This is a genomic window from Arthrobacter sp. YC-RL1 (assembly GCF_001454985.1).
Taxonomy (GTDB): domain Bacteria; phylum Actinomycetota; class Actinomycetes; order Actinomycetales; family Micrococcaceae; genus Glutamicibacter; species Glutamicibacter soli.
Map to the genome: position 1 here is coordinate 375,935 of NZ_CP013297.1, position 17,184 is coordinate 393,118.

The window sequence follows — 17,184 nt, forward strand, 5'->3', positions numbered from 1 at the left end:
GCCCTGGATCAAGCTGTCTGGATCCGGGCCCGACGGCCGCGGCCGGTGCGCCGCGAGCGGCAAAGCGGTTTCCGGCTTACCCGCCACCGAGTCTGAGTTGCAGGTTGGCGTCATCCTCGCGGATGGAATGCCGGGATGCTGTCGTTCGCAGACTTTTCATGTCTCCTCGATTCGTGCGAAAAAGAAGTGAGGGAAGTGCGTTGACTCAAAGCATAGGGAGCGTAGTGTGATGGCTGATACATGCAAAATGTCGTCATATACGAGGTTCTGAGTGACAAAGAGTCACTTGTGCTCCAATATTTGAGAGTTACTGTGCAGTACTCGCGCCGTCGGGAGGAAGCCATGCTCGTTACCCTGTCTGAAATCATGGCCGACCCGTTGATGCGGTCGGCCCGGCCGCGGCTTTTGGCAGCGGGCACGGTGGAGAGCGAGGTGTACGTTCGCTGGGTGCATACCAGTGAAGTGGTGCAGCTTGCCGGGCTTATCCACGGCGCGGAGCTCTTGCTGACTACCGGCGAGTCGGTGCTGAAGCTTCCCTTCGAGCAGCAGCGGCAATATCTGGCGATGCTGGCTGAATGCCGTGTCGCAGCGCTCGTGATTGAACGCGTCGGGCCGGAAAAGCAGTTGGCGCAGGAGTTCGTGGAGGCGGCGGCAGAGCTGGAACTGCCGCTGTACCAGCTGCAGGAGACGGTGCCCTTTGTGGCTCTGGCTGAAAAGATCAATACCAGGATTGTTTCCGAGCAGGCTTCGGCGCTGCAGCAGGCCGATGCCATTTCCCAGCAGCTGGCCCAGCATCTGGCGGTGGCCGGTCCGGCCCTGGTGCCGCTGCTGGAGATGATCGACAACCAGCTGCGTCTGGGTGCGGAGATCGTCAATCAGGAAGGAGCGGTGATCGCCGCCTCGCAGCGGGCGGTGCTGCATAGGCTGCAGGAAGAGAAGTCTGGACAGTTCGATGTCTCGGTGAACCTGTATATCGGCGGCGATGCCGCGGCGCGGCTGGTGCTGCATGCGCAGGCGCAACATCATCAGCAGCGCTTGGAGCTGGTGGCGGACAGGCTTGGGAGCATTGTGACGCTGGCATTCTCCCAGCACTACAAACCCAGCGCCCAGCAGGCTGCCACGTTGGCGCTGCTGCAGTCGATCGTGAACGCGGGAGGCGAGAACTACGTGGTGCACCGGGCCGCGGAGGCGCAGATCGCCGCGGGGGCGCCGTTGTGCATGCTGGTGCTGCAAGGCGTGGACGTGTCGCGGGATCGTGCGGAACTTGCACGCCACCTGCGCGCCGGCGGCCAGCGGGTGTTCACCTATGTGCAGGGCCACCGCTTGTATGCACTGTGCATCCTGGATCCAGTCGCGCCCCGTCGTTCCCGGGCCGAACTGGTCCAGCGCCTGCGCGCGGCGTTGCGCGGCGAACAGCTGGAATGCTGTGTCGGCCCCATTGCGTTGGATGTTTCCCGCGCGCGCTGGTCGCTGACGCAGGCGGAGTCCATCGAGTCCTGGGGCGCGGCCAGCGGGGACGAAGGCACGGTGCGGGATGCGCTGGACTACGCCCTGCAGCGCCTGGTGGCGCAGCTGGATGAACCCGAGAAGTTGCGGGAATTCATCGCAGAGCAGATCGGGGAGCTCCTTGACGCGGACCGCGACAAGGACGGGCAGTTGCTCAAGACGCTTGAAGCCTGGTTGGCCAGCGGCTGCCACGCCACGGAGACTGCGGCGCGGTTATACGTGGAGCGCCAGACGCTGCACAAGCGCCTGGCGAAGATCTTCGCGCTGATCGGGGGAGACCCGCGCGTCAATGGCAGGGTACTGCCCGTGCATCTGGCGGCGTGGCTGGCGCTGCGGGATTAAAAGCAGTGCAGCGCGCTAAAGCACGCTGCGGATGGTTTTTTCGAAACCGATGACGTGCTTGGCTGCCAGCTGTTCCGCCTCGTCGGCGTCCCCGTCCAGAATGAGCTTGATCAGCGTTGCATGCTCGGCAATGTGCCCGTGGAGATCTGGCAGCCGGTCAAGCACCATGCACCAGATGCGGGTCGCCAGGTTGTCCAGGCGCACCAGCGTCTCCTGCAGATGCTGGTTCTGCGCCGCGCGGTAGATCAGCCGGTGCACTTCGAGGTCGTATTCCATCAATTCGCGCCGGTCGCCGCTCAGGTCCAAGGACAGGATCGCGCTCATGGTGCGTTCGAGTTCCCCGCGATAGGCGCCCCCGCGATGTTCGGCCGCACGGCGCGAGGCCAAGGGCTCGAGCACCAGGCGCATCTCGGAGATCGCGGCCAGCTCGGTGATGTCGACGCCCGTGGCAAAAGTCCCGCGCCGGGGGTAGGAAACCACCAGATGGTCGACCTCCAGACGCTTGAGCGCTTCGCGGATCGGCGTGCGGCCCATGTCCAGATCGACCGCCAGCTGCGCCTCGTTGATCGGGTCGCCGGGAGCGATATCCATCATGATCAGCCGGTCGCGCAAAATGCGATACGAGCGTTCCGCCATGGATTCGGTGCCAGTGATTACTCCGGTCAAGCTTGTCATTTCACGCTCCCTTGTTGATGTCTATTCTGCCGCGGGCAGGGCCGGTAAAGAAATCTTCGTCCCACCCATTGACGGGGTGTGGCTTACATCATACGCTAAGACGCAGACATTGATATATCAGTTGTCGGCAATTCATACTTTTAGGGAGAATGTGGTGCTTCAAACTCAAACGCTTGCTGCTGAATCGCTGACCCAGTCCCTGGTCGAGCTGGATCCGGAGGTCGCGCAGCGGATCGATGCCGAGCTGGCCCGCCAGCAGCGCGGCCTGGAAATGATCGCCTCGGAAAACCACACGGCCCAGGCCGTGATGCAGGCGCAGGGTTCGGTGCTGACCAACAAGTACGCCGAGGGCTACCCGGGCCGCCGCTACTACGGCGGCTGCGAAGAGGTCGACGTCATCGAGACCCTGGCCATCGAGCGCGTCAAGGAACTGTTCGGCGCGAAGTTCGCCAACGTCCAGCCGCACTCCGGGGCCCAGGCCAACGCCTCGGTCTACCACGCGCTGGTGCGTCCGGGCGATACCGTGCTGGGCTTGAACCTGGCCCACGGCGGGCATTTGACCCACGGCATGAAGATCAACTTCTCCGGCCGCCTGTTCAACATCGTCCCGTACGGCGTGGACGAGGAGACGAACCTGGTGGACATGGACGAGGTCGAGCGCCTGGCCATCGAGCACCAGCCGAAGATGATCGTGGCCGGCTGGTCGGCCTACCCTCGCCAGCTGGACTTCGTCCGCTTCCGCGAAATCGCGGACAAGGTCGGGGCGTACCTGTTCGTGGACATGGCGCACTTCGCCGGCCTGGTCGCCACCGGGCTGCACCCGTCGCCGGTGCCGCATGCGCATGTGGTCACCTCGACCACGCACAAGACCCTGGCAGGCCCTCGCGGCGGCATCATCCTGTCGAATGATGCGGAGATCGCCAAGAAGCTGAACTCGGCGGTGTTCCCTGGCCAGCAGGGCGGCCCGCTGGAGCATGTGATCGCGGGCAAGGCGGTGGCGTTCAAGATCGCCGCCTCGCCGGAGTTCAAGGAGCGCCAGCAGCGCACCCTGGCCGGTTCGCGGATTTTGGCGCAGCGGTTGACCCAGGCCGATGTGGCCGCCAAGGGCATCAGCGTGTTGACCGGCGGCACGGATGTGCACCTGGTGCTGGTGGACCTGCGCCACAGCGAGCTGGATGGGCAGCAGGCCGAGGATCTGCTGGCGAAGGTGGAGATCACGGTGAACCGCAATTCGGTGCCGTTTGACCCGCGTCCGCCGATGACTACCAGCGGGTTGCGGATCGGCACCCCGGCATTGGCGACCCGCGGGTTCTCCGAGGAGGCGTTTGCCGAGGTTGCGGAGATCATCGCGCAGACCCTGATTGCCGGGGCCGAGGGCAACACCGGGGTGTTGCCGGAGTTGAAGGCCCGGGTTCTGGAGCTGGCCGCAGCCCACCCACTGTACCCAAACCTGAAAAAGATCGGAGAATAGCCATGGCTGATTTGCTGCCTGAGCACCCGGAATTCCTCTGGGCCAACCCGGAGCCGAAGAAGTCCTATGATGTCGTCATCGTCGGCGGCGGCGGCCATGGCCTGGCCACCGCCTACTACCTGGCCAAGAACCACGGCATCACCAACGTCGCCGTCCTGGAAAAGGGCTGGCTGGCCGGCGGGAACATGGCCCGCAACACCACCATCATCCGCTCGAACTACCTGTGGGACGAATCCGCGGGCATTTACGAGAAGTCCCTGAAGCTGTGGGAGCAGCTGCCCGAGGAACTGGACTACGACTTCCTGTTCTCCCAGCGCGGCGTGCTGAACCTCGCCCACACCCTGGGAGATGTGCGCGAATCAGTGCGCCGCGTGGAGGCCAACAAGTTCAACGGAGTCGACGCCGAGTGGCTCACCCCGGAACAGGTCAAGGAAGTCTGCCCGATCATCAACATCGGCGACGACATCCGCTACCCGGTCATGGGCGCCACCTACCAGCCGCGCGCCGGCATCGCCAAGCACGACCACGTGGCCTGGGCCTTCGCCCGCAAGGCCAACGAAATGGGCGTGGACATCATCCAGAACTGCGAAGTCACCGGCTTCCTGAAGGACGGCGAGAAGGTCACCGGCGTGAAGACCACGCGCGGCACCATCCACGCCGGCAAGGTCGCCCTGGCCGGTGCCGGGCACTCCTCGGTGCTGGCGGAACTGGCGGGCTTCGAACTGCCCATCCAGTCCCACCCGCTGCAGGCCCTGGTCTCCGAGCTGTTCGAACCGGTCCACCCGACGGTGGTCATGTCCAACCACATCCACGTCTACGTCTCCCAGGCCCACAAGGGCGAACTGGTCATGGGCGCGGGCATCGACAGCTACAACGGCTATGGCCAGCGCGGCGCGTTCCACGTGATCGAGGAACAGATGGCCGCCGCGGTGGAGCTGTTCCCGATCTTCGCCCGGGCGCACGTGCTGCGCACCTGGGGCGGCATCGTGGACACCACCATGGACGCCTCGCCAATCATTTCCAAGACGCCGATCCAGAACCTCTACGTCAACTGCGGCTGGGGTACCGGCGGCTTCAAGGGAACCCCGGGCGCCGGTTTCACCCTGGCGCACACCATTGCCAACGACGAGGCCCACGCGTTGAACGCACCGTTCAGCCTGGAACGTTTTGAAACCGGCCACCTGATCGACGAACACGGCGCAGCAGCCGTGGCCCACTAGGAGCAGCCACCATGATGCTGATTGAATGCCCGAACTGCGGGCCGCGCAACGAAACCGAATTCTCCTACGGCGGCCAGGCCCATGTGGCCTACCCCGAGGACCCGAACGCCCTGAGCGACAAGGAATGGTCCCGCTACCTGTTCTACCGCGAGAACTCCAAGGGGATCTTCGCCGAACGCTGGGTCCACTCCGGCGGATGCCGCAAGTGGTTCAACGCCCTGCGCGATACCGCAACCTATGAATTCAAGGCAGTCTACCGGGCCGGGGAACCGCGTCCGGAACTGAACACCCAGGGAGGATCCCGATGAGCCAGAACACGTCCTACCGGCTGCCGGCCGAGCAGTCCCCGGCCGCCCGGATCGACCGCGGAGAAGCCCTGGTCCTGACGGTCGACGGAAAGCAGCTGGAAGCCTTCCGTGGCGACACCGTAGCCAGCGCCATGCTCGCCAACGGCCAGCGCGCCTGCGGCAACTCGATGTACCTGGACCGCCCGCGCGGTATCTTCTCCGCCGGCGTCGAGGAGCCCAACGCCCTGGTGACCGTGGAGGCCCGCCACGAGCAGGACATCAACGAGTCGATGCTCGCCGCCACCACCGTTCCGGTGACCGCCAACCTGAGCGCCACGCTGCTGCGCGGCCTGGGCGTGCTGGACCCGAGCACCGATCCGGCCTACTACGACCACGTGCACGTGCACACCGATGTGCTGGTGGTAGGCGCCGGCCCTGCCGGCCTGGCCGCCGCCCGCGAGGCGTCCCGCTCCGGGGCCCGTGTGCTGCTGCTGGATGAGCGCGCCGAAGCCGGAGGCTCGCTGCGCGATGCCGCCGGCGAGCAGATCGACGGCCAGGATGCCGCAGCGTGGATCGATGCGACCGTCGCCGAGCTGGCAGCGGCCGAGGAAACCACCCACCTGCAGCGCACCACAGTGCTCGGCTCCTACGACGCGAACTACGTGGTCGCCGTGCAGCGTCGCACCGTGCACCTGGATAGGCCTTCCGGCGCCGGCGTCTCGCGTGAACGCATCTGGCACATCCGCGCTAACCAGGTGGTGCTGGCCACCGGCGCCCACGAGCGCCCGATCGTGTTCGAGAACAACGACCGCCCGGGCATCATGCTCGCCGGCGCCGTGCGCAGCTACCTGAACCGCTACGGCGTGCGCGCCGGGGCGCAGATCGTCGTGGCTACCACCAACGACTCCGCCTACCCGCTGGTTGCGGACCTCGCCGCCAGCGGTGGAGTAGTCGCCGTCATCGATGCCCGTACCACGGTGTCCGCCGCGGCGGCGGAAGCAGTGGGCGCCGGGGTTCGTGTCATCACTGGCTCCGTCGTCGTGGACACCGAAGCCAACGAGTCAGGCGAACTGTCGGCAGTGATCGTCGCCGAGCTGGGCGAGGACCGCGACCTGGGCGAGCCGCAGCGCTTCGAGGCCGACGTGCTGGCAGTGGCCGGCGGCTTCAACCCGGTGGTGCACCTGCACTCACAGCGCCAGGGCAAGCTGGTGTGGGACACCTCGATCCACGCCTTCGTCCCTGACGCGGCAGTGGCCAACCAGCACCTGGCCGGCGCGCTGACCGGCCTGTTCGACACCGCCAGCGCGCTGTCCACCGGCGCCGCGGTGGGGGCCGCGGCGGCCACCGCCGCGGGCTTCGAGCGCATCGCCCAGGTGCCGCAGGCGCTGCCGGTGCCGGCCGGGGAAACCCGCCCGGTTTGGCTGGTGCCCTCGCTGAACGGCGACCAGGCAACGAACTACACCACCCACTTCGTCGACCTGCAGCGCGACCAGACCGTCTCCGACGTGCTGCGTGCCACCGGCGCAGGCCTGGAATCGGTGGAGCATATCAAGCGGTACACCTCGATCTCCACCGCCAATGACCAAGGCAAGACCTCTGGCGTCGCGGCCATCGGCGTGATCGCCGCGGTGCTGGGCATCGAGAACCCGGCCGAGATCGGCACCACCACCTTCCGCGCCCCGTACACCCCGGTCGCCTTCGCCGCCCTGGCCGGCCGGACCCGCGGTGAGCTGCTGGACCCGGCGCGCATCACCCCGATGCACTCCTGGCACCTGGCGCAGGGCGCGAAGTTCGAGGACGTGGGCCAGTGGAAGCGCGCCTGGTACTTCCCGCAGGACGGGGAAGACATGGACGCGGCGGTCTACCGCGAATGCGCAGCGGTGCGCGAGTCGGTGGGCATGCTCGACGCCACCACCCTGGGCAAGATCGAGATCCGCGGCGCGGATGCAGCCGAGTTCCTGAACCGCATCTACACCAACGGCTACACCAAGCTGAAGGTCGGCATGGCCCGCTACGGCGTGATGTGCAAGGCCGACGGCATGGTCTTCGACGACGGCGTGACCCTGCGCCTGGCCGAGGACCGCTTCCTGATGCACACCACCACCGGCGGCGCCGCCGGCGTGCTGGACTGGCTGGAGGAATGGCTGCAGACCGAATGGCCGGAGCTGGATGTCACCTGCACCTCGGTGACCGAGCAGCTGGCCACCGTGGCGGTGGTCGGTCCGCGGTCGCGCGATGTGGTGGCCAAGCTGGTGACCGGGCTGGACGTCTCCAACGACGCGTTCAAGTTCATGTCCTTCCAGGACGTGACCCTGGATTCGGGCATCGAGGCGCGCATCAGCCGCATCTCCTTCTCCGGCGAACTGGCCTACGAGATCGCGATCCCGTCCTGGCACGGCCTGCGCGTCTGGGAAGACGTGTACGCCGCCGGGCAGGAATTCAACATCACGCCGTACGGCACCGAAACCATGCACGTGCTGCGCGCCGAAAAGGGATTCATCATCGTCGGCCAGGACACCGACGGCACGGTAACCCCGCAGGACGCCGGCATGGAATGGGTGGTCTCCAAGCTCAAGGACTTCGTGGGCAAGCGCTCCTTCTCGCGGGAAGACAATCTGCGCGAGGATCGCAAGCACCTGGTCTCCGTGCTGCCGGTGGACACCGCGCTGCGGCTGGCCGAGGGCGCCGCCCTGGTCGCCGACGGCGCGGTGGAAACCGAGGGCTGCACCCCGATGGAAGGCTGGGTCACCAGCTCCTACAACTCGCCGGCGCTGGGCCGCACCTTCGGCCTGGCACTGATTAAGAACGGGCGCAGCCGCATCGGCGAAGTGCTCAAGACCCCGGTCAACGGCCAGCTGGTCGATGTCCTCGTCTCCGATCTCGTACTTTTCGACCCGGAAGGGAGCCGCCGCGATGGCTAGCAACACCCTGATTGAATCAACCTCCGTGCGCCGTTCCCCGGCCGAGCACCTGGCCGAAGCCATGGCCCAGGGCTCCACCGCCGGCACGGTCCAGCTGCGGGAAATCGCCTTCGCCACCCAGGTCGGCGTGCGCGCGGTGCCTGGCAGCGGCGGATTCGCCGCGCTGGCAGAAGCCGTCGGCACCGGGCTGCCGCAGCAGGTCGGGGAGGTCGCAGGCTCCGTGGAGGGCACCGCGGTGCTCTGGCTCGGACCGGACGAGTTCCTGGCCATCGCGCCGGAAGGCGCGGAACTTGCCGCAGAGCTGGTTGCGGCGCTGGGGGACGAGCCCGGCCAGGTGGTCGACCTGTCGGCCAACCGCAGTGTGCTTGAACTGTCCGGACCGGCCGCGCCGCTGGTGCTGCGCAAGAGCTGCCCGGCGGACCTGCACCCGCGCGCCTTCGGCGTCAACCGCGCCATCACCACCACGCTGGCGAACATCCCGGTGCTGCTGTGGCGCACCGGCGAGCAGTCCTGGTACATCCTGCCGCGCGCCTCGTTCACCGAGCACACCGTGCACTGGCTGATCGACGCGATGAGCGAATTCGCCTCGGAGCCGGTCGCCTAGCGCGGCGTAGTCCTCCATTCCGGGCGCTGGCTGGTTTGCGGCCTGACCGGTTCCCGCCACGTCCAGTGCCGGGAACCGGTCGGTGGCGACCGGCGCCGGCGTTGCTCAGCCGGGATGGGCTGCGCCTCGCCGCCGCATTGGGAGGTCCGGCGGCGGAGCGTTGAGCGGTCCCTGCCCGGCGGGTTGATGGTTCCCGCCGGGCACCGGGGCTTCACCGGTTCAGCCCGCCGAGGGGGAGTAGCCTGGGAGCACCCCGGGCGAAGAAACCAGACACAAACTTTTTCGCGGAGCACGCCCCGAGTGCGTGTTCCGCCCCAGACACCTGAATGGAAGTGGATCATGAGCGAACAGGTTCGGCACGTCTTGACCCTTCAGTGCCCTGAAGGCATCGGCATCGTGCACGCGGTGACCGGTTTCCTGGTCCGGCACCAGCGCACCATCGTGGAGCTCAAGCAGTACGACGACATGAGCGCCGGACGCCTGTTCCTGCGCGTGGATTTCGCCGGCGACTCCGCCCCGGATCTGTTGGACGCCCTGCGCAGCGAGTTCTCCGAGGTCGCCGCGAAATTCGACATGGACTGGCAGCTGCGCGAGCGCGGCCAGAAGACCAAGGTGCTGATCATGGTCTCCAAGTTCGAGCACTGCCTGCAGGACCTGCTTTTCCGCATGCACTCGGGGGACCTGCCCATCGAGGTGGTCGGGGTTGCTTCCAACCACCCGGACCACCGCTCGCTGGTGGAATGGTACGGAATCGGCTTCCACCACATCCCGATCAGCAAGGACACCAAGCCGCGGGCCGAGGCCGCGCTGCTTGAACTGATCGATCAGACCGGCGCCGAGCTGGTGGTGCTGGCCCGCTACATGCAGGTGCTCTCCGACCACTTGGCCAGCGAGCTGACCGGAAAGACCATCAACATCCACCATTCGTTCCTGCCATCCTTCAAGGGCGCCAAGCCTTACCACCAGGCGTGGGAACGCGGCGTGAAAACGGTGGGCGCCACCGCGCACTACGTGAATTCGGAACTCGACGAGGGCCCGATCATCGCCCAGCAGGTGGTGGAGGTGGACCACACCTACGGCCCGCAGGACCTGGTGGCCGCCGGCCGCGACTCGGAATGCAAGGCGCTGTCCAACGCGGTGCGCTGGCATTGCGAGGGACGGGTGTTCCTCTACGGCAACCGCACCGTGGTGCTGCGCTAGCATCCGGGTCGCAGGAGGCCAGCCGTTGCCCGTAGGCTTAATGGCAAACCTCCACATAAGCGAAGGACGGCTCATGGCCAGCAAGAAGCGTCAAGGCAAAAAGAACTCCGGCGCAGGAAACCCTGCCAAGGCGGCCCAGCGCGGCCGCAGCGTGCACAAGATCCAGGCCGAGCTGTCGGTTGACGCGCTGCGCGGCCAGTACGTCGCCTGGGTCGCCGCCCAGGTTCCTGCCTTCTCTCCGGCGGACGCAGCCCAGGCCGCGGAGATCCAGTTGGACGTCATCCGCACCATCGGCGGGGAGTACGCCGAAACCGCGCGCAGCTCCAACCTGTTCGACCTGGACCCGGAGCTCTTCGGCCAGGTTCTGGCCGACTTCCTGGTCAACCTGCCGGACAACGTGGCGCCCGAGCCGATCTTCTCCACCTGGCTGGACTTCTTCAGCTTCGCGGAAGACAGCGAGCTGTGGCAGGGCGGCGCGGAGAATCTCGAGGAAGTGCGCGAGATGCTGGAAGACGCCTTGGACGGCTTCGCTGAAGGCGACGCGGAAATCTGCGTCTTGCTGCGCGCCACCCCGCTTTTCGACGCCGTGAAGAACTTCGCGGTGGCCATTGGCGACGGCATCGCGACCAACGACTTCACCGATTCCTCCAGCTCCTCGCGGGCCCAGGTCTTCGAGGCCATGGGCATCGACGCGCAGTCCGTGGAGGCGGACGCCCCGGCCCCGTTGCGCTTCAACTACATCTGGAACGCGGCGATGATGTCCGTGGTGACCACCACCGAGACCAGCATCGTGCGCGACGAGGAAGCCTTCGCCGAATTCCTGGACGGCGAGCAGGCCGACAGCGCCCAGCTGCTCTTCGAGATGGCTGTCGCCTGCGTGCAGGCGCACCTGAACCCGACCATGGACAGCAGCCTGCGCGACGAGGCCCACTACCTGGTGGTGCGCAACCTGCTGGTCACCGCGTCCACCGGCCGCGACGGGGACCTGGAGGGCCTGCGCCGCAATGTCGGCGCGAAGATCTACGATTCGGTGCTGCCCGAGGCCACCGAGGCGATGGCCTCGCTGGCAGGTTTCGGCCTGCTGCAGCGCGACGGGGAAACCTACAGCATCGACGAACGCCTGGTCCCGGTGGTCTCCGCCGGCATCAGCGAGGTGGAAGCCTTCTTCGAGGAAGCCGTCTAGTCATCCCCGCGTGAAAACGCGATCGCGATGAGCCTGCGCAGCACCGACTCGTCGATGTCCTCCAGCTTCTTCACGTAGACGCAGCCTGCTCCCTCGGTATACGTGCCGAGTTCCGGGAGCAGCGCTGCGCCTGCGGGCAGGTCCTTGAGCCCGTAGATGGACAGCGCCGTTTTGCGCGGCGAGAATCCGGTTTTGGGCCAGATGCCGGTGGTGCGCGCATTGACGGGGGAAACATACCGGTACTGGCCGTAGCCCACGATTGACGGCCCCCACATCACCGGGTCGGCCCCGGTGGTTTCGGCGAAGATCCGGGCCAGCTGCTCGCCGTCGGTCCGTCGTTTGGCCGGGGTGGCGGCGGCGAGGAACTCCTCGACGCTGGCATCGGTGGGCTGGGTCTTGGGTGCACTGGCCATGGCGGGCTCCTGGTTCTAGCGGGCTTCGGCGGCCGGCGACGGCTCGTCCGAAAGGAAGATGGAGGACAGCTTGCGGTACTGCCCGGTGGTCATCGCCAGCAGCGCGACCAGGATCATGATCAGGCCGCCGACCAGGAAGATCAGCGCGATCCCGCGCGCCTGCCCCTGGCCGACCAGCCAGCCGAAGGCGGCGTCGCCCTCGGCGCTTTTCATGAACGGGATGATCAGGTACTGGGCCAGCGGGGCGACCAGGAACGCGGTGATCGGGGCCGCGGAGGCCTCCATCATCTGGGCGAAGCCGAACACGCGGCCCTGCCGCCGGAACGGCACGACCTTCTGGATCACTGTCTGCTCGGCCGCCTCGCAGGCAGGAATCAGGCACATGTACAGCCAGATGCCCGCGATATACAGCCACACCCATTCGCGCACCGTGAAGACCGCGCCCAGGAAGCCCATGCAGGCGACCAGGATCAGCAGCGTGCGGATCGGATTCCTGCCCAGGCCGAACTTAGCCACCAGCGCGCCGCCGACGATGAAGCCGGTCGAGGCCAGGCCGAAGGTGATGCCCCAGGCCTCCACCGACATCACGGTCAGCCCGTAGGGATCCATCAGCGCCATGTAGATGCCGCCGATCAGGTTGTTGAACATCGAGAAGATGATCAGCGCCAGCAGCCCCGGGATCGCCATCACCGTGGTGAAGCCCAGCCTCAGGTGCGCGGTCTTCCCGCCCGAAACCCCGGGGTCGGCCTGCGGCTTGTCCTCAGGGATGGAGATGGTGGCCAGATGCAGCATTGTCAGCACCACCAGCGCGATGGAGATGACCAGCGTCCAGCCCATGCCCAGCAAGCCGATCGACAGCCCGGAGAACACGCTGGTGACGATGAACGCCAGTCCCTGCACGGTGCCGACCAGGCCGTTGGCGTTCGCGTGCCGTTCCACCGGGATCAGCAGCGTCACCGTGGTGGACAACGCGATGCCCCGCATCTGCTCCACGATGGCGCCGAGCAGGATCACGATGCAGAACAGCCAGAATTCCCAGCCGCCGATGTCCAGGATTCGCTCGGTGGGCAGCCACAGGTAGAGCAGCCCCGCCAGCGTGAACATCACCGCGGTCACGGCGGCGGAAAAGACGAATACGATTTTCTTGCGGTGCTGGTCCACGATGGTGCCGAAAACCATGGAGAACAGCGCAATCAGCAGCATGAAGGCGCCGCCGATGATGCCGGTGGCCATGACGTTCTCGGTTTCCAGGTACACCCAGAAGGTCAGCGCGAACCACAGGTAGCTCGTGGTCAGGTTGGCCACGGCGGTATTGATCAGGATATGCAGGAATGTGCGCATTCCATGCTCCGGAACCTGCGGGTTCGAATCATGAACATCGCTTCCCTGCGGGATCTCGCTCATGTCGATTCCTCGGGTCGGTGCAGCGTATATCGGTAGTGAAAAGGATACGGACACCCACCCACAGAGTCAGCAGGCGCTGCGCGAATCCCTGCCTGCTCCAACGGTTGCCGCAACCTGTCTGATCCTGTGCTGACCTGTACGGCAGGAAGCGGCAGTTGGCCGCTGTCGGCGAATTCAGACGCGAAAAAAATTCTTCTGCATGCCGCCGGAGGCAGGACCTAGAATTGCAGGCGGGGCGTGGCGCATCTAAGCCTGCCCCGTGGACATCCACCGGCCACCTGAAGGAGCCAGCCAATGATTTTCGGTAAAAAGGGCGACGACGCGGTCCTCGCCAAGCTCGCCTCGGCGCCGGAACCTTACCGCGGGATCGCCGAACGCCTTCACGCCATCATCCGCGAGACCGCGCCCGGCCTGGAGCCCGTCGTCCGCTGGGGCCTGCCGTTCTATGTCAAGGACGGCAAGGACGTCTGCTACATCAAGCCGGACAAGGACTACCTGGTCTTCGGCTTCGGCGAGGTAGCGAACCCCGCCTTCGAACAGGGCGCACACATGCACCCAGTAGCCTGGACGCTCACCTCGCTGGACGATGCCACGGAGCAGCGCATCCGGGAGCTGGTGGCCAAGGCGGCCGGCTAGCTCCGACCCCGATGACGGGAAGCGTCGGTGGACAGGCACTGGGTCCGCCGCTGCTTGGCTGGACACGGGCCGCGCGTTAGGGTGTGGAATGTGACGCCGGACACCACGGCGCCGCTGCCGCCCATCCGCTGAAGACCCAGGGAGTACACGCATGAAGGCCTATGCCAAGGGCGAGAACGAACCAGCGCTGCTCGATAAGACCATCGGCGCGACGCTTCAGGACACCGCTTCCCGCTTCGGGGCGCGCGAGGCGCTTGTCGACGCCGCCGCCGGCCGGCGCTGGACCTGGGCGGAACTGGACGCCGACGTCAACCGCCTGGCCAAGGGGCTGCTCGCCGCCGGGCTGCACGCGGGGGACCGGCTGGGCATCTGGGCGCCGAACTGCGCCGAATGGGTGCTCACCCAGTTCGCCACCGCCAAGCTCGGCGTCATCCTGGTCAACGTCAACCCGGCCTACCGCACCCACGAATACGCCTATGCCGTGAACCACAGCCGGATGCGCATGCTCATCACGCTCACTCAGTTCAAGACCAGCGACTACCGGGGCATGGTGCAGGCCACCGCGGCCGACACCCCGAGCCTCGAGCGCGTGGTCTACCTGGACACCGGGGACTGGGACGAGCTGCTGGCGCAGGGAGAATCCGTAACGGACCAGGCGCTCGCCGAGCGGCTGGCAGCCACCTCACCGGGGGACGCCATCAACATCCAGTACACCTCCGGCACCACCGGCTACCCCAAGGGTGCGGTGCTCAGCCACCACAACATCCTGAACAACGGCTACCAGGTCACCGGCATGATCGACCTGACCGAAGAAGACCGGCTGTGCATTCCGGTGCCCTTCTACCACTGCTTCGGCATGGTCATGGGAAACCTGGGCTGCGTGGCCCGAGGCACCGCCATGGTCATTCCGGCGCCCGGCTTCGAGCCGGAAGCCACCTTGAGGGTGGTCGCCGAGGAGCAGTGCACGGGCCTGTACGGGGTACCCACCATGTTCATCGCCATGCAGAACCATCCGAACTTCGCCGACTACGACCTCTCGCTGTTGCGCACCGGCATCATGGCCGGATCCATCTGCCCGGTTCAGGTCATGCGCCGTTGCGTGGAAGACATGGGCATGAGCGCGGTGTCCATCGCCTACGGCATGACCGAGACCAGCCCCGTCTCCTGCCAGACGCGCAGCGACGACGACTTCGAGCACCGCACCAGCACCATCGGCCGCGTCCATCCGCACGTGGAAATCAAGGTCATCGATCCGGTGAGCGGCGAGACTCTGGAACGCGGCGAAACCGGAGAATACTGCACCCGCGGCTACTCCGTGATGCTCGGCTACTGGGACGACGATGAGAAAACCCGCGCCGCCATCGACGCCGAGGGCTGGATGCACACCGGGGACCTGGCGGTCATGCGCGAGGATGGCTACTGCACCATCGTCGGGCGCATCAAGGACATGGTCATCCGCGGCGGGGAGAACATCTACCCGGCGGAGATCGAGGAATTCCTCTACAAGCACCCGGACATCGAGGACGTCTCGGTCATCGGAGTGCCGGACCCGAAATTCGGCGAGGCCATCTGCGCCTGCATCCGGATGAAAACCGGGCGCGAACCGTTGGATGCCGAGCAGCTTCGCGCCTACTGCGAAGGGCATCTGGCACACTACAAGATCCCCGCCTACGTGCGCATCCTGGAGGAATTCCCGACCACCGTGACCGGCAAGATCCGCAAGAACCAGTTGCGCGAGGACGCCGCGCAGCAGCTTCGTCTTTCCTAGGCGCGCAAAGCTGCGGATTCCCGGTGCACCGCACGGCGAGTCCTGTACGAACTCCGAGGTGATGGGATAGGTTTTAGCTGGGGTCCCACAGCTGAATATTTTGCCTATTTCCGAAAGATAGTTATGCACAAGCATTTCGGTCGTCTCGTGGGTATCGCCGTCATCGTCATCGTCGTGCTGGCAGCGCTGCTGCTCTGGTGGGTGCTGAGCGCCAGCGGGACGACTCCGCAGATGTGGCACCCGGTCAAGGTGCAGCTCGGCGGCATCTGGTCCACGTTCTACAGCACCCAGTTGCCCGACCTGTCGATCCTCATTGGCGCGGTGCTCATCGCCCTGGTCCTCATCCTGTTCGTCGTGGTCGGCGAACGCGTGGTCACCCTGCGCTACCGCCGCACCCCGATCCAGAAGTCCTCCCGGCCGCTGGCGCCCAAGCGCATCATGGACCGCACCCGCGGCGTGTACGCCGGGCCGGTTACCGTCACCGTGCTGATTCCCGCGCACAATGAGGAAACCTCGCTGGGGCACACCATCAACGCGCTGAAGCAGCAGAGCTTCCTGCCCGCCCGGATCCTGGTGGTCGCGGACAACTGCACCGACGGCACCGTGGACGTCGCCCGAGCGCACGGCGTCGACGTGTTCGAATCCGTGGACAACAAGCACAAGAAGGGTGGCGCGCTGAACCAGGCGCTGGCGCAGATCCTGCCCGGCATGGGCGACAACGACTGCGTCATGGTCATGGATGCCGACAGCCAGATCGGCACCGACTTCCTGGCCACCGCCCGCGACCGCTTCACCGCCGACCGCGCGCTGATGTCCGTGGGCGGGCTGTTCCACGGCGAAGAGGGCCACGGGGTGCTGGGCCAGTTCCAGCGCAACGAATACGCCCGCTACCAGCGCGAGATCGCCCGCCGCGACGGCCGCGTTTTCGTGCTCACCGGGACCGCCTCGGTCTTCCGCGCCACCGCGCTGCGCGAGGTGGCCGCCGCCCGCGGCACCACGATCCCGGGCAAGCATGGCGAGGTCTACGACACCGCGGCGCTGACCGAGGACAACGAGCTGACCATCGCGCTGAAGTCCCTGGGCGCGCTGATCACCTCCCCGAACGAGTGCACCGTGGTCACCGAGCTGATGCCCAACTGGAAGATGCTCTGGGCGCAGCGCCTGCGCTGGCAGCGCGGGGCGCTGGAGAACCTGGGCGCCTACGGAGTCACCCCGCAGACCGTGCGCTACTGGTCGCAGCAGATCGGCATCGGCTACGGGGTCATCGCCCTGTTCAGCTACTTCTTCCTGATGGTGCTGATGCTTGTTTCCATGGACACCTGGGTGTGGTTCCCGTTCTGGATGCTGCTCGGCCTGGTCTTCGCGGTTGAACGCGTGGTCACCGCCTGGAGCGGCGGCTGGAAGGCCCGGCTCCTGGCGGCGCTGGTGCTGCCGGAGCTGGTCTACGACGCCTTCCTGGACCTGGCGTTCCTCAAGGGCGTTTGGGACATCGCATTTGCCAAGAGCGCCGACTGGAAGCACGTCGAGCACGCACCGGCCCGAAAGGAAGCCTAG

At 66.2% G+C, this 17,184-nt stretch carries 14 protein-coding genes; 11 read left to right on the top strand and 3 right to left on the bottom strand.

Annotated features, from left to right (window positions below):
- The first annotated feature begins 342 nt into the window (after positions 1 to 342).
- Positions 343 to 1,848 carry a PucR family transcriptional regulator gene (locus ATC04_RS01715; protein WP_047120395.1) on the top strand — a complete coding sequence of 502 codons (1,506 nt, stop codon included), beginning with the start codon at positions 343 to 345 and terminating at the stop codon, positions 1,846 to 1,848.
- 15 nt (positions 1,849 to 1,863) lie between these two features.
- Here the strand turns inward: ATC04_RS01715 and ATC04_RS01720 are convergent, their stop codons facing one another.
- Positions 1,864 to 2,523: a GntR family transcriptional regulator gene (locus ATC04_RS01720; protein WP_047120394.1), complete on the bottom strand. Its 660-nt coding sequence runs from the start codon at positions 2,521 to 2,523 to the stop codon at positions 1,864 to 1,866.
- Between the two features lie 154 nt (positions 2,524 to 2,677).
- Between ATC04_RS01720 and glyA the strand changes: the two genes are divergently transcribed.
- The 7 genes from glyA to ATC04_RS01755 all read left to right on the top strand — a co-directional run bounded on the left by glyA (position 2,678) and on the right by ATC04_RS01755 (position 11,409).
- A complete protein-coding gene (glyA, locus tag ATC04_RS01725; protein ID WP_152666911.1) occupies positions 2,678 to 3,994 on the top strand; it encodes a serine hydroxymethyltransferase in 1,317 nt (438 codons plus the stop codon).
- Between the two features lie 2 nt (positions 3,995 to 3,996).
- Positions 3,997 to 5,214 (top strand): sarcosine oxidase subunit beta family protein, encoded by a 1,218-nt coding sequence (locus ATC04_RS01730; RefSeq protein WP_047120392.1) that lies wholly within the window; start codon positions 3,997 to 3,999, stop codon positions 5,212 to 5,214.
- Between the two features lie 11 nt (positions 5,215 to 5,225).
- Positions 5,226 to 5,522: a sarcosine oxidase subunit delta gene (locus ATC04_RS01735; protein ID WP_047120391.1), complete on the top strand. Its 297-nt coding sequence runs from the start codon at positions 5,226 to 5,228 to the stop codon at positions 5,520 to 5,522.
- Entirely contained in the window at positions 5,519 to 8,422 is a 2,904-nt protein-coding gene (locus tag ATC04_RS01740; protein ID WP_047120390.1) for a sarcosine oxidase subunit alpha, read from the top strand. Before ATC04_RS01735 ends, ATC04_RS01740 begins: the two co-directional genes overlap by 4 nt.
- A complete protein-coding gene (gene soxG, locus ATC04_RS01745; RefSeq protein WP_047120389.1) occupies positions 8,415 to 9,026 on the top strand; it encodes a sarcosine oxidase subunit gamma family protein in 612 nt (203 codons plus the stop codon). The genes ATC04_RS01740 and soxG overlap by 8 nt, the downstream gene beginning before the upstream one ends.
- A 339-nt stretch (positions 9,027 to 9,365) precedes the next feature.
- Positions 9,366 to 10,226 carry a formyltetrahydrofolate deformylase gene (gene purU / locus ATC04_RS01750; RefSeq protein ID WP_047120388.1) on the top strand — a complete coding sequence of 287 codons (861 nt, stop codon included), beginning with the start codon at positions 9,366 to 9,368 and terminating at the stop codon, positions 10,224 to 10,226.
- 73 nt (positions 10,227 to 10,299) lie between these two features.
- A complete protein-coding gene (locus ATC04_RS01755) occupies positions 10,300 to 11,409 on the top strand; it encodes a hypothetical protein (RefSeq protein WP_047120387.1) in 1,110 nt (369 codons plus the stop codon).
- Here the strand turns inward: ATC04_RS01755 and ATC04_RS01760 are convergent.
- Both ATC04_RS01760 and ATC04_RS01765 read right to left on the bottom strand, forming a co-directional pair.
- Complete coding sequence (locus tag ATC04_RS01760; RefSeq protein WP_047120386.1) at positions 11,406 to 11,822, bottom strand: DUF1801 domain-containing protein; 417 nt, start codon at positions 11,820 to 11,822, stop codon at positions 11,406 to 11,408. The genes ATC04_RS01755 and ATC04_RS01760 overlap by 4 nt on opposite strands.
- A 15-nt stretch (positions 11,823 to 11,837) precedes the next feature.
- Complete coding sequence (locus ATC04_RS01765; RefSeq protein WP_152666944.1) at positions 11,838 to 13,163, bottom strand: MFS transporter; 1,326 nt, start codon at positions 13,161 to 13,163, stop codon at positions 11,838 to 11,840.
- 357 nt (positions 13,164 to 13,520) lie between these two features.
- Between ATC04_RS01765 and ATC04_RS01770 the strand changes: the two genes are divergently transcribed.
- From ATC04_RS01770 to ATC04_RS01780, 3 genes are all read left to right on the top strand, one after another.
- A complete protein-coding gene (locus tag ATC04_RS01770) occupies positions 13,521 to 13,862 on the top strand; it encodes a DUF1801 domain-containing protein (protein ID WP_231735877.1) in 342 nt (113 codons plus the stop codon).
- A gap of 151 nt (positions 13,863 to 14,013) precedes the next feature.
- Positions 14,014 to 15,630 (top strand): AMP-binding protein, encoded by a 1,617-nt coding sequence (locus ATC04_RS01775; RefSeq protein WP_047120384.1) that lies wholly within the window; start codon positions 14,014 to 14,016, stop codon positions 15,628 to 15,630.
- A gap of 123 nt (positions 15,631 to 15,753) precedes the next feature.
- Entirely contained in the window at positions 15,754 to 17,184 is a 1,431-nt protein-coding gene (locus ATC04_RS01780; protein ID WP_047120383.1) for a glycosyltransferase family 2 protein, read from the top strand.

Excerpts from the sequence above, each read along its gene's own strand:
- ATC04_RS01715 (WP_047120395.1), top strand. The coding sequence starts at position 343 with ATGCTCGTTACCCTGTCTGAAATCATGGCCGACCCGTTGATGCGGTCG.
- ATC04_RS01720 (WP_047120394.1), bottom strand. The coding sequence starts at position 2,523 with ATGACAAGCTTGACCGGAGTAATCACTGGCACCGAATCCATGGCGGAA.
- ATC04_RS01730 (WP_047120392.1), top strand. The coding sequence starts at position 3,997 with ATGGCTGATTTGCTGCCTGAGCACCCGGAATTCCTCTGGGCCAACCCG.
- ATC04_RS01735 (WP_047120391.1), top strand. The coding sequence starts at position 5,226 with ATGATGCTGATTGAATGCCCGAACTGCGGGCCGCGCAACGAAACCGAA.
- ATC04_RS01740 (WP_047120390.1), top strand. The coding sequence starts at position 5,519 with ATGAGCCAGAACACGTCCTACCGGCTGCCGGCCGAGCAGTCCCCGGCC.
- soxG (WP_047120389.1), top strand. The coding sequence starts at position 8,415 with ATGGCTAGCAACACCCTGATTGAATCAACCTCCGTGCGCCGTTCCCCG.
- purU (WP_047120388.1), top strand. The coding sequence starts at position 9,366 with ATGAGCGAACAGGTTCGGCACGTCTTGACCCTTCAGTGCCCTGAAGGC.
- ATC04_RS01755 (WP_047120387.1), top strand. The coding sequence starts at position 10,300 with ATGGCCAGCAAGAAGCGTCAAGGCAAAAAGAACTCCGGCGCAGGAAAC.
- ATC04_RS01760 (WP_047120386.1), bottom strand. The coding sequence starts at position 11,822 with ATGGCCAGTGCACCCAAGACCCAGCCCACCGATGCCAGCGTCGAGGAG.
- ATC04_RS01765 (WP_152666944.1), bottom strand. The coding sequence starts at position 13,163 with ATGCGCACATTCCTGCATATCCTGATCAATACCGCCGTGGCCAACCTG.
- ATC04_RS01770 (WP_231735877.1), top strand. The coding sequence starts at position 13,521 with ATGATTTTCGGTAAAAAGGGCGACGACGCGGTCCTCGCCAAGCTCGCC.
- ATC04_RS01775 (WP_047120384.1), top strand. The coding sequence starts at position 14,014 with ATGAAGGCCTATGCCAAGGGCGAGAACGAACCAGCGCTGCTCGATAAG.
- ATC04_RS01780 (WP_047120383.1), top strand. The coding sequence starts at position 15,754 with ATGCACAAGCATTTCGGTCGTCTCGTGGGTATCGCCGTCATCGTCATC.